Here is an 11450-nt window from a genome sequence, read left to right as displayed (position 1 = left end):
AGCCCTTAATTTTAATGGTTCGCTTTTTTCGTTTTTCATCAGTTCGATTGTTATTGCACCAACTCGTAAACTTCCCTATAATCCTCGGCTCGCGTAGCGGCTGAATCAGAGATTGGCTGCTACAAATATAAACTTACTCTTATCAGGAGAGATTTATGTCTCTGAATGCAGAAACTAAAGCAGCAATCGTTGCAGAATACGCACAATCTGAAGGCGACACAGGTTCACCAGAAGTACAAGTAGCACTACTTACTGCTTCTATCAACCACCTACAAGGTCACTTCAAAGCGCACAAACACGATCACCACAGCCGTCGTGGTCTATTACGTATGGTTTCTAGCCGTCGTAAGCTTCTTGATTACTTGAAAGGCAAAAACCTTACTCGTTACCAAGACCTAATCAAGCGTCTAGGCCTACGTCGCTAATAGCGATGTCTGCAAAGACAGTTTGAAGAAAAGGAGCATTTATGCTCCTTTTTTTGTGCCTGTTATATTTTTAATGTTAAAAATGAAGGTTCTCTGTGCGGTTAACCTGATTTTTAATCGTGAAAATGTCTCTTGCCAAGAAAATAGTTTATACTCTCGCACGCGAATAATTGTTTGATTATTTCGCACCCTAATTAGCTCAACAATAACAGTCACAGATGTCGGCCAATAGGTCGCGACTATTAAAAGCAGATGTTTAGTCTGATTGAACTTCTCGTCTTTTTTTACTAGTCGCGATTAGTTATTGCTGAGCATTCATTCACTTATTCTGAAAAGAGATTTTCAGATGAAGGATATACAATGTTTGAAAAACCAGTTGTAAAGTCATTCCAGTACGGTAACCACACCGTTACTCTAGAAACGGGCGTAATGGCACGTCAAGCTACTGCTGCTGTAATGGCGACTATGGACGATACATCAGTATTCGTTTCTGTTGTTGCTAAAAAAGAAGCTGTTGCGGGTCAAGATTTCTTCCCTCTAACAGTTAACTACCAAGAGCGTACATACGCTGCGGGTAAAATCCCTGGTGGTTTCTTCAAGCGTGAAGGTCGTCCATCTGAAGGCGAAACACTAACAGCTCGTCTGATTGACCGTCCAATTCGTCCACTTTTCCCAAGTGCGTTTAAAAACGAAGTTCAAGTTATCGCTACGGTTGTTTCTATCAACCCTGACGTAAACCCAGACATGATCACTATGATCGCAACGTCTGCTGCACTTGCTATCTCTGGTGCTCCATTCAATGGTCCTATCGGTGCTGCACGTGTTGGTCACATCGACGGCGAACTTGTTCTTAACCCATCAAATACTGAGCTTGAAAACTCTAAACTAGACCTAGTTGTGTCTGGTACAGAAGGCGCAGTACTTATGGTTGAATCTGAAGCAGATAACCTATCTGAAGAAGAAATGCTTTCAGCTGTTGTTTACGGTCACGACCAACAACAAGTTGTAATCAAAGCAATCAACGAGTTTGCTGCTGAAGTTGCAACTCCATCTTGGAACTGGGAAGCGCCAGCAGTTAACACTGAGCTTAAAGCTCAAGTTGCTGAACTTGCTGAAACTCGTCTATCTGACGCGTACCAGATCACTGAGAAAATGGCTCGTTACGAGCAAGTTGGCGCAATCAAGAACGACACTGTTGAAGCTCTAATTGCACAAGACGAAAACCTAGATGAGCGCGAAATCCGCGGCATGCTTGGTTCTCTAGAGAAAAACGTAGTACGTAGCCGCATCATTGCTGGCAACCCACGTATCGATGGCCGTGAAAAAGACATGGTTCGTGCGCTAGACGTACGTACTGGTGTTCTTCCACGTACACACGGTTCTTCTCTATTCACTCGTGGTGAAACTCAAGCACTTGTTACTGCAACGCTTGGTACACAACGTGATGCACAAATCATCGACAGCCTAATGGGTGAGAAGAAAGACAACTTCCTTCTACACTACAACTTCCCTCCATACTGTGTAGGTGAGACTGGTTTCGTTGGTTCTCCTAAGCGTCGTGAAATTGGTCACGGTAAGCTTGCTAAACGTGGTATCCAAGCAGTAATGCCTTCTGTTGATGAATTCCCATACACAGTTCGTGTTGTATCGGAAATCACTGAATCTAACGGTTCTTCTTCAATGGCTTCTGTATGTGGTACATCTCTAGCTCTTATGGATGCTGGTGTTCCAATCAAAGCTTCTGTTGCGGGTATCGCAATGGGTCTTGTTAAAGAAGGCGACGATTTCGTTGTTCTTTCTGACATCCTTGGCGACGAAGATCACCTAGGTGATATGGACTTTAAAGTAGCAGGTACTAACGCTGGTATCACTGCACTTCAAATGGACATCAAGATCGAAGGTATCACTAAAGAGATCATGCAAATTGCTCTTAACCAAGCGCAAGGTGCACGTAAGCACATCCTTTCTGTAATGGATGAAGCTATCTCTGGTGCTCGTGAAGATATCTCTGAATTCGCTCCACGTATCCACACAATGAAAATCAGCTCTGATAAGATCAAAGATGTTATCGGTAAAGGCGGCGCAGTTATCCGTGCTCTTTGTGAAGAAACGGGTACTACAATCGAAATCGAAGACGATGGCACAATCAAGATTGCTGCTACTGAAGGCGCAGCTGCTAAAGAAGCTATCCGTCGTATCGAAGAGATCACTGCTGAAGTTGAAGTTGGCCGCATTTACCAAGGTAAAGTTGCTCGTCTAGCTGACTTCGGTGCATTCGTTACTATCCTTCCAGGTAAAGATGGTCTAGTACACATCTCTCAAATCGCTGATAAGCGCGTTGAGAAAGTGTCTGACTACCTAACTGAAGGTCAAGAAGTACCAGTTAAGGTTCTTGAAATTGACCGTCAAGGCCGTGTACGTCTAAGCATGAAAGAAGCAGTTGAAACGCCTGCTGAAGGCGAAGCACCTGCTGCTGAGTAATTCTTAGCCTATTAATGGGACTATCGCTTTTTAGTGATTTCTAACCCATTGGTAAAAAAGCATGTTATAAAGGGGAGCATATCGCTCCCCTTTTTTATTGCGGTCATAACAGGAGTAATTATTTGTGAAATGGTTTCAAACCGCGAGTATGTGTTTACTGCTTGTACTGACAGGTTGTGCGACAACATCAGATAACACCTCACGTTGGGTTTATCCACCAATGGCTGTGCCGCTGCAACCAAGCGTTCAGCAAGAGGTTCAAATTGCACGTCTTAGTCAATTATTACAGCGCCCGGACTTGAATGATGAAGTTCGATCTAAGATGCTGTTTGAACGTGGTAACTACTACGATAGTGTTGGCCTGCGTGATCTAGCACGTCTCGACTTCAACCAATCTCTTTCATTGAACCCTGCTCAACCTGATATCTTCAACCTTTTGGGGGTTTACTTTACGCAGGTAGGGGAGTTTGATGCCGCTTATGAATCTTTTGATTCTACGTTAGAGCTTGATCCTGCAAACTCTTACGCAGAAAGAAACCGCTCTATCGCACTCTACTACGGCGAACGTTATGATTTAGCCAATGAAGAGATGACGAAGCATTATACCGATGACCCAAGTGATCCATTCCGTGCGCTTTGGTTGTATATCATTCAGCACGAACTCACGCCAGAGCAAGCCAAGCTTGATTTGCAAAAACGTTACGAGAGCCGTGATGAGCAGTGGGGTTGGGTATTAGTCGCGATTATGCTTGATGACATTACTGAAGAGCAGGCTTTTAAGGCCATCTTGACCGGTACTCGTGACAACACGTTACTTGCGCAGCGCCTAACTGAGACATATTTCTACCTTGCTAAGCGTTACCACATGAATGGGGACTACGCGAATGCGATCTCTCTGTACAAGTTGTCAGTGTCTTTCAATGTGTATGAATATGTAGAGCATCGTTACTCTTTCTTAGAGCTAAGTCGTATATTTACTACTCTTAAAGCCGAGCACTTAGCAAAAGTTAAGTTGGCTGAGGCCGAAGAAAAAGCCGACACAAAGTAAACGATATATTTTGATTCCGAAGAACCGCTGCCTGTCAGCGGTTTTTTTATGCTCCTTTTTTATGCTCCGTTTTTATAAACAAAAAAAGGGGGGCTCGCTTTTAATTGCTTTTTATTTAAACAACACTAAAATAGTTAGCCTTGCTAACTAAATGCCATTCTTGATTAGGTGAGTATGCTGAACCAGAATTTAGAAAAGATTGAGCGCTTCGCCTCTAAGATATGGCGAACTCAGGTAAATGAAGATCCTATTTGCCAATTGAGCTTCAATGAGTATGACTATTTGAAGGTCATTCAATCTTCTCCTGAACCGATCCGATTGACTGATCTTGCGATTGAGATGCAGGTTACAAAGCCTTCAGCAACCACTATGGTTCAGAGACTAGAGAGAAAGGGGCTTGTTGAGCGTAAAGTTTCGCTCGAAGATGCGAGGTCTAAGTTGGTCGTATTGACCAGCAAAGCTGAAGTCGGCTTAGAAGAAGAAAGTAAGATCTATCAGGTCATGGCACAGATATTGGAAAGTCGTTTGTCTGAGCAAGAGTCTCAGCAGCTAAACCTATTATTAAATAAAGCTTTGAAGTAAATAATTTAGATATTTAGTTAGCCTTGTTAACTAATTTTTCGAGTCATATCTTGTTGATATGCGACTCACAGATGAAAGTAGAGTAAGAAATGAGTAACTCAATTAGTCGCCAGTTTTGGCGATACACAATCCCTACTGTGGCTGCCATGTTGGTTAATGGCCTTTACCAAGTGGTGGATGGCATCTTCATTGGCCGCTATGTGGGGGCTGATGGACTTGCAGGTATCAATGTTGCGTGGCCTGTGATTGGTTCGATTCTCGGTATTGGTATGTTGGTGGGTGTAGGTACAGGTGCGCTTGTCTCGATTCGCCAAGGTGAAAAAGATACTCAAGGCGCTAAGCAGATCTTAGCAACAGGTTTAACCTTGTTGTTGGCGATAACCCCCATTGTTTCAGCATTGCTGTTTTTGTTTGCTGACAACTTCTTGCTTTGGCAGGGCGCAGAAGGGCGAGTGTATGAACTTGGCCTACAATACTTACACATTCTGATTGGCGCGAGTGCCTTCACGCTAGGTTCGATCGCGATGCCGTTTTTACTGCGTAACGATGACAGCCCGAACTTGGCCACCATACTGATGATTGTCGGTGCGGTGATCAATATAGCTCTGGATTATCTGTTTATTGCTCAGCTTGGTTGGGAGTTGAAGGGTGCTGCATTGGCAACCGCGATTGCTCAGTTTGTAGTAACAGGTTTGGGGTTAGCTTACTTCTTCTCACGTCGAGCAAACCTGCGCTTGCGTTGGAATGAACTGAGACTGAAGCTTGATGTGATTCCACAAATCTTTGCCATTGGTACATCAAGCTTCTTTATGTACGCTTACGGTTCGATGATGGTTGCGCTGCACAATGCGTTGTTCTCTCAATATGGCGACCAGTTGATGATTGGTGCTTACGCGATTTTGGGCTACATAGTGACGGTTTATTATCTCACGGCTGAAGGTATCGCCAACGGCATGCAACCATTGGTGAGTTATAACCATGGTGCGCGTAACCAAGCGAATATCCGTAAGCTACTTAAGATTGCGATGATGAGTTCGGTATTGATTGGTGTGGCGTTCGTGCTGCTTCTGAACGCGTTCCCACGTGAGTTTGTGTCAGTCTTTAACTCAGATGAACCTCAGCTAGTCGAGTACACCGTGTTGGGTATTCGATTACACATGTTTGCACTGGCGCTTGATGGTTTCTTAGTGGTAGCGGGTGCTTACTATCAGGCGGTCAACAAAGGCAGTAAAGCGATGTTTGTCATGCTAGGTAATATGCTTATCCAGTTACCTTTCTTGTACATTATGCCTAAGTTGTACGGTGTGCCGGGGATCTGGGTTGCGTACCCACTGTCTAATATTGCGCTAAGCGTGGTGGTGATGGTGATGCTCTACAAAGATGTAAAGAAGCTCGATGTCTCACCGATGAATACAGCGGCGGCATAGGTCGTATTTCTTAAGTAGAATTAAAAAGGTCTAGCGAATGCTAGACCTTTTTGTCTCTGTGGCTGATGGGTTTAACTCTAGAAACTAGATGTTTTTAACGTCTAAACCCGCAAGCTGATGCCAGTAGCCATTGCACTGGCGGCTTTCAATCTTCATTGGTTTTTGACCTTGCTCGTTCGCTCTGAAGTTATTGATTTCAGAGAAAGTGTCGATACCCAATGGACTCAGGCGAACGACATCGACCAAGTCATGCATGCTCGGTAGATCATTGACTAGGTTGTAGCAGTAACCTGATTGCGTCTGGATACCATTAAGGTTAAATACCGATTGGCCTTCTTGGCTTTCGACCTGTAGACCTGTTGGGTATTTGATGCAGCAGGTTTCGCAATCGTCTTTGGCTTTGTTCTCTGCTCGGGCTGTAAAGCAACGTGCAGAGTAAGCAAGAGGTAAGTAGCCATGGCTAAACACTTCTACTTCGAACTTATTACGAATATTAAGCTCTTCGCACTGTTTCATTACGTTGCTTAGCCACTCGCGAGAAAGCTCAACGGGCATACACCAACGCGTCATACCTTGTTTCAAGAACAGGTTCAGAGTGCGTGCATTGTAGGTGTTCACCGCAGGGCCAACAACAAAAGGCACCTTACTTTCACTTGCCAGTTGAATCGCAGATACATCATTGGCTTCAATGGCGAAGTCACCGTTATCAATGTACTTCTTCATGATGTTGACTTCGCTTGGGGCTTCTAGCAATGCCATGGTTGAAAGTACCACTTGCTTACCTGAATCAGACAGCTCTTTTGCTATGTCCATCCAGTGTTTTGCTTTCATCTCACGGCGCTTTGAGCACACCGCTTCACCGAGGTAGATGATGTCGGCAGAGCTTGATTTTGCTTGCTCATAGAAGCTTTCAACATCTTGTTTTGGCCAAAAATAAAGTAGAGGGCCTAATGCGTATTTCATTGAGTTCTCCATTTGGCTCTATTGCCATTTACGGTGGTAAGCGCCAAGCGTGGTTTGTGTACCTTCAGATACATTCGCCAGTGTCGCATTCCAAGCTTGTTCCACTTGGTATTGTTCAGGGTTCGCTAAGTAGCGATCGATGGCTGCGCGCCAAGTGCGAGTGACTTGCTCGACATAAGCAGGGCTACGTTGGCGACCTTCAATCTTCACAGAAGCAACATTCGCGGCGAAAAGCTCAGGCAACATAGATAGTGTGTTAAGGCTAGTTGGCTCTTCAAGTGCGTGATAACGCTTTCGCTCACCATCTACTTCTGCTTCAAATCGGCCTTTACATAGCGTTGGGTAACCTGCGTTCTCACCTGCTTCATACTTGTCGATAAGGATTTCGTTCAAGCGAGATTCAAGTCCGCCATCAGTTTCTTGCCAGCGAACGTATTTTGCTGGAGAACATGCCCCAACCGTATTTGGCGATTCACCCGTCATGTATGAAGAGAGGTAGCAACGGCCTTCTGCCATGATACATAAGCTACCAAAAGCGAATACTTCGAGGTCAACGTCAGAAGTGATGTTACGAGAAAGCTGTTTGACCTGATGGATTGACAATACGCGCGGCAATACCACACGCTTAACGTTGAAATTTTTATGATAGAAGTCGATAGCGGCTGCATTGGTCGCAGATGCTTGTACTGATAAGTGCAGCTCTAGTTCTGGATATTTATTTGCAGCGTACTCGAGCACCGCAATGTCAGCGATGATCAGCGCATCAACGCCTAGTGCGGCGGCGTTATCTACAGCGTTAGTCCAGCGTTCGAAGCCGTTTGGGTGAGCAAAAGTATTTAAGGCAACGTGAATTTTCTTGTTGCGGTCATGCACATACTGCACAGCACGATCGAGCTTTTTACCCGCAAAGTTAAGGCCTGCGAAGTGTCGGGCATTCGTATCGTCTTTGAATCCGATATAGACAGCATCCGCACCGCAATCAATAGCGGTTTTCAAAGCAGGTAAGTTACCCGCTGGGCATAAGAGTTCCATTTGCTCACTACCAATAGAATAAAATTGAAGCGAGTATTTTATGAAGAATTATGAATGACGGAATTGATGTAAGGCAGGTTTAGATGGATAAATCTGCTTTTACCCCATTTGAGGTACTGACGAATGGCGAATTTATGCTTTAGCTTGGTGTTGGAGGGCGTGTTTAATTAATTCTTGTGACGACGGTTTTGGGCGAACAGTTCTTCAACCTCTTGTTTTGGTTGAGGGCGATAGAAGTGGAAACCTTGAATTGAGCCACAGTTGAGGTTAGACAGCAGGGTTGCTTGTTCACTGGTTTCGACACCCTCTGCAACCACGGTTAAATCGAGAGATTTCCCAAGGTTGATGATGTTTTCAATTACGGTAATTTGCTTTGGTAAGGTATCGATATCTGAGATAAAAGCTCGGTCAATTTTAAGCTCATCAATCGGAAAGCGAGCAAGGTAAGATAGAGAAGAGTAACCCGTACCAAAGTCATCAATGGATAACGCAAAGCCAAGTCTCTTAATCGCGTTCAGCATTTGAAGCGTGTGCTCACTATCACTCATTACGGCACTTTCTGTAAGCTCAAAGGTAATCGCACTTGGATCTAGCTCAGTAGAGCGCAGCAACTTCTCCATGAAATCAATCAATTTTGGATTACCAAACTGCTCTGGTGAAAGGTTGATCGCGACGCGACCAGGTAAAATACCTTGCATCTTCCAACGTTTCACCGTGGCAAATACTTCGCGCATTACCACACGACCAAGTTGTTCAATAAGGCCAGCTCGTTCCGCTACAGGAATAAATGCGGCAGGGCTAATATAACCTTCTACGGGGTGTTTCCAACGTACCAGAGCTTCTGCTCCGTTAATGGTGAAGTCACGCGCATTTACTTTTGGTTGGTACCAAACCTCAAGCCCGTTCTGTTGCAGTGCTTTTTGCAGTTCTATCTCAAGCCACAGTCGCATTCGCGCTTCTTTGTTCATCTGTTCGTTGAACTTGATCAGGCGGTTGCGTCCACGATCCTTAGCTTCATACATTGCGGTGTCAGCATTCTGTAGCAAGATACGTGCGTCACTGCCATCGTGAGGAAAGCTCACACTACCAATCGAGCAGGCTAAACGCTTGCTAAAATGGTGGAGATCGAAGGGTTGGTTGATCAGAGATATGATCTTTTCAGAGAGTATTTCAGGTGTTCGTGGGTGTTCAGGCTCAGGCAGAATAATACCAAATTCATCACCGCCTAAATGGCCAATAATAGCTTGACGAGGCAGTTGTCGTTTTAAGCGAGATGCGACCTCTTTAATCACTTTATCACCGATGTGGTGGCCAAGTGAGTCATTGATATTTTTGAAGTTATCGATGTCTAAGTAGAGCATCACAACAGGGGTCTTGTTGTGAATGAACTGCTCAAGGCTTTTGGTAAACCCAAGTCGGTTGTAGAGCTTAGTCAGTGTATCGATGTAGGCATCTTCACTGTTAGCGGGTGTGTATTGTTTTGTTGTTTCTTGAGCGTCTTGAATAAGTACGAGTTGGGTACTGCTTCCAAGAATGACCGTCGAGTCGATATTTAACTGAACTTTACGTTCAAAGCCACATCGAGCACCCGTTAAACAAACCAAGCCAGACTCAGAAATAATGGAGCTGAGGTCATTATTAAAGACTGTTTTGGTTTGTTCATCGATAAATAATCGGCCTAACTCTTCGCCAATCAATTCTGTGGTGGAGTTAAAACCAAGTAAGCGTGCAGCTGCAGGGTTCGAAGACAGAATGTAGTCGTTTTCAACTAATAGCAATCCGTCTGGGAGCAGGTGAGATAGCTTGTGGAATTTCGCTTCAGACTCTTCTAAAGAACGGACAAGTACTTGGTTTTCAGATGTATCGAAGGCGTGAAAGATGATGTATTCAGTCTTTTTACCATTGGTAAGCGGAGATAGGCTGAAATGAAGGCTAGTGTCTAAAGCCGTTTCGTTTAGGGTGATTTCCGCCTCAATTGTTTCGCCATTGAATGCACGTTCATAGTAAGGCTTAAGGTGTTGGTAGAATTGCTCGCCCAAGGTTTGGCGGTCATTCATGCCTACAAGCTCTGTTTTACTTAAACCAGCAATATCACAGTAACGCTCATTCACCATAAAATAGTTATGTTGAGCATCAAGTACCGCAAAAAAGAACGGGCTGTTTGCAGTAAGCTGTGTAAACCAATGTTGTAGTTGCTGGGGAGGCATCAAAGTACTACCAATTCTCCAAGAGCTTGAATATTCACTATCGATAAACATTGATTGCTTTTTGTTCAGCTATCGATGTTTACTTGTGAGTGCAGCGATTCGCTGTGATTTTCATGACCAGAGTTACTATAACTGTGATTATCAATATATTAAAGGTCGAGCATCAAACTGAATTAATTTGATACATAACAGTAACTGAGATCTCAACATCATCTATGATGCTTTCTATATTATTGACAAAGTTACGGATAAGTCACGTGATAAACAAGATACGCACTCAACTAGTTCAAAATGCCGCATCAATTTTGCGATCTCCAGTCCAGTTATTACCAAAATCAGTACAAAAAAAAGCCTTATTAGAAGCATTGAAAAATGTATTCAAGGAGGCTTTAGAGGATGGTGATTTTGAGTTCTTAGAAGACAAGTGGCTTAAAGTTTCAATAAAAGATATGGGGTTAAGTTGGTGTATTAGCTACAAAAATGAGCAACTAGTTGTCGCTGATAAAGAGGTCAATGAAGATGTGAGTTTTAGTGGCAATCTAAATGATCTCGTGTTGATTGCTGGGCGAAAAGAAGACCCAGATACGCTTTTCTTCCAACGTCGACTGTCTATTGAGGGCGATACCGAGCTAGGCTTGGAAGTGAAAAATTTGATGGATAGCGTCGATTTAGACTTATTGCCGACTCCTATGAAAACTTTGTTAAATCAATTAGCTGATTTTGTGCAGAAGGGAGTACAATCCCCAGATACACAAAGTGAGGTAATGAATGCTTATTCGAACTGAAGCACCGGCAGATATACTTGTCATCGATCGTTTATTGAAATCTGTTTTTGAAACGGATGCAGAAGCTAATTTGGTTATGAGCTTGCGTGAGAATTGCCATTTAACGCTATCGCTGGTGGCTTGTTCTGATGAAGGGGAGGTGGTTGGTCACCTGATGTTTAGCCCTCTTACTCTTGATGGTGACGATCATAACTGGCAGGGGCTCGCACCTCTCGCCGTGAAAGAAGAGTTCCGCAATCAAGGCATTGCCAAATCACTGGTTGAAGACGCATTTTCTACTTTGGTAGATTTTGGTTACCCAGCCTGTGTTGTACTCGGTGATCCTGCTTACTACGGTCGTTTTGGTTTCAAGGCGGCGAGCGAATTTGGCCTGAGTTGTGTTTGGGATGTGCCTGAAGGCGCTTTTCAAGCGATTGAGTTGGTAGAAGGGGCGTTTGCTGGGCATTCTGGTGAAATTGCTTACAGCCCAGAGTTCAACGACTTATAAGCTGATTTACCAC

10 protein-coding genes are annotated in these 11450 nt (G+C 44.0%); 7 read left to right on the top strand and 3 right to left on the bottom strand.

Going from position 1 to position 11450, the window contains the following annotated elements; genetic code table 11:
* Positions 1-155 precede the first annotated feature (155 nt).
* The 5 genes from rpsO (at position 156) to AB6D80_RS03650 (ending at position 5963) form a co-directional block, all read left to right on the top strand.
* The gene (rpsO, locus tag AB6D80_RS03670) at positions 156-425 is read left to right on the top strand and encodes a 30S ribosomal protein S15 (protein ID WP_004734493.1); all 270 of its coding nucleotides are present in this window, start codon (positions 156-158) and stop codon (positions 423-425) included.
* Positions 426-785: 360 nt separating this feature from the next.
* A complete protein-coding gene (pnp, locus tag AB6D80_RS03665; RefSeq protein WP_012604701.1) occupies positions 786-2906 on the top strand; it encodes a polyribonucleotide nucleotidyltransferase in 2121 nt (706 codons plus the stop codon).
* A gap of 124 nt (positions 2907-3030) precedes the next feature.
* Positions 3031-3954, top strand: a complete 924-nt coding sequence (gene nlpI / locus AB6D80_RS03660) for a lipoprotein NlpI (RefSeq protein WP_009847537.1) — start codon at positions 3031-3033, stop codon at positions 3952-3954.
* A gap of 174 nt (positions 3955-4128) precedes the next feature.
* Entirely contained in the window at positions 4129-4536 is a 408-nt protein-coding gene (locus tag AB6D80_RS03655) for a MarR family winged helix-turn-helix transcriptional regulator (protein ID WP_041472897.1), read from the top strand.
* 89 nt (positions 4537-4625) lie between these two features.
* Complete coding sequence (locus AB6D80_RS03650) at positions 4626-5963, top strand: MATE family efflux transporter (RefSeq protein WP_371707098.1); 1338 nt, start codon at positions 4626-4628, stop codon at positions 5961-5963.
* An 84-nt stretch (positions 5964-6047) separates the two neighbouring features.
* Here the strand turns inward: AB6D80_RS03650 and AB6D80_RS03645 are convergent, their stop codons facing one another.
* The 3 genes from AB6D80_RS03645 to AB6D80_RS03635 all read right to left on the bottom strand — a co-directional run bounded on the left by AB6D80_RS03645 (position 6048) and on the right by AB6D80_RS03635 (position 10165).
* Positions 6048-6926: a U32 family peptidase gene (locus tag AB6D80_RS03645; RefSeq protein ID WP_009847534.1), complete on the bottom strand. Its 879-nt coding sequence runs from the start codon at positions 6924-6926 to the stop codon at positions 6048-6050.
* Between the two features lie 18 nt (positions 6927-6944).
* Positions 6945-7958 carry a peptidase U32 family protein gene (locus AB6D80_RS03640; RefSeq protein WP_009847533.1) on the bottom strand — a complete coding sequence of 338 codons (1014 nt, stop codon included), beginning with the start codon at positions 7956-7958 and terminating at the stop codon, positions 6945-6947.
* A gap of 167 nt (positions 7959-8125) precedes the next feature.
* Positions 8126-10165, bottom strand: a complete 2040-nt coding sequence (locus tag AB6D80_RS03635) for a bifunctional diguanylate cyclase/phosphodiesterase (RefSeq protein ID WP_009847532.1) — start codon at positions 10163-10165, stop codon at positions 8126-8128.
* 257 nt (positions 10166-10422) lie between these two features.
* On the opposite strand from AB6D80_RS03635, the gene AB6D80_RS03630 reads away from it, so the two are divergent.
* Both AB6D80_RS03630 and AB6D80_RS03625 read left to right on the top strand, forming a co-directional pair.
* Positions 10423-10950 (top strand): SCP2 domain-containing protein, encoded by a 528-nt coding sequence (locus AB6D80_RS03630; RefSeq protein ID WP_009847531.1) that lies wholly within the window; start codon positions 10423-10425, stop codon positions 10948-10950.
* On the top strand, positions 10934-11437 hold the full coding sequence (locus AB6D80_RS03625; protein ID WP_372187780.1) for a GNAT family N-acetyltransferase: 504 nt from the start codon (positions 10934-10936) through the stop codon (positions 11435-11437). The genes AB6D80_RS03630 and AB6D80_RS03625 overlap by 17 nt, the downstream gene beginning before the upstream one ends.
* Positions 11438-11450: the final 13 nt, after the last annotated feature.

Origin of the sequence: Vibrio sp. 10N.247.310.17 (genome assembly GCF_041466605.1) — a bacterium.
Classification (GTDB): Bacteria; Pseudomonadota; Gammaproteobacteria; order Enterobacterales; family Vibrionaceae; genus Vibrio; species Vibrio tasmaniensis_A.
The sequence above is the reverse complement of the archived record's forward strand: the minus strand, read 5'-3'. Positions and strand labels throughout refer to the sequence as shown.

Excerpts from the sequence above, each read along its gene's own strand:
- AB6D80_RS03655 (WP_041472897.1), top strand. The coding sequence starts at position 4,129 with ATGCTGAACCAGAATTTAGAAAAGATTGAGCGCTTCGCCTCTAAGATA.
- rpsO (WP_004734493.1), top strand. The coding sequence starts at position 156 with ATGTCTCTGAATGCAGAAACTAAAGCAGCAATCGTTGCAGAATACGCA.
- pnp (WP_012604701.1), top strand. The coding sequence starts at position 786 with ATGTTTGAAAAACCAGTTGTAAAGTCATTCCAGTACGGTAACCACACC.
- AB6D80_RS03625 (WP_372187780.1), top strand. The coding sequence starts at position 10,934 with ATGCTTATTCGAACTGAAGCACCGGCAGATATACTTGTCATCGATCGT.
- AB6D80_RS03645 (WP_009847534.1), bottom strand. The coding sequence starts at position 6,926 with ATGAAATACGCATTAGGCCCTCTACTTTATTTTTGGCCAAAACAAGAT.
- AB6D80_RS03640 (WP_009847533.1), bottom strand. The coding sequence starts at position 7,958 with ATGGAACTCTTATGCCCAGCGGGTAACTTACCTGCTTTGAAAACCGCT.
- AB6D80_RS03635 (WP_009847532.1), bottom strand. The coding sequence starts at position 10,165 with ATGCCTCCCCAGCAACTACAACATTGGTTTACACAGCTTACTGCAAAC.
- AB6D80_RS03650 (WP_371707098.1), top strand. The coding sequence starts at position 4,626 with ATGAGTAACTCAATTAGTCGCCAGTTTTGGCGATACACAATCCCTACT.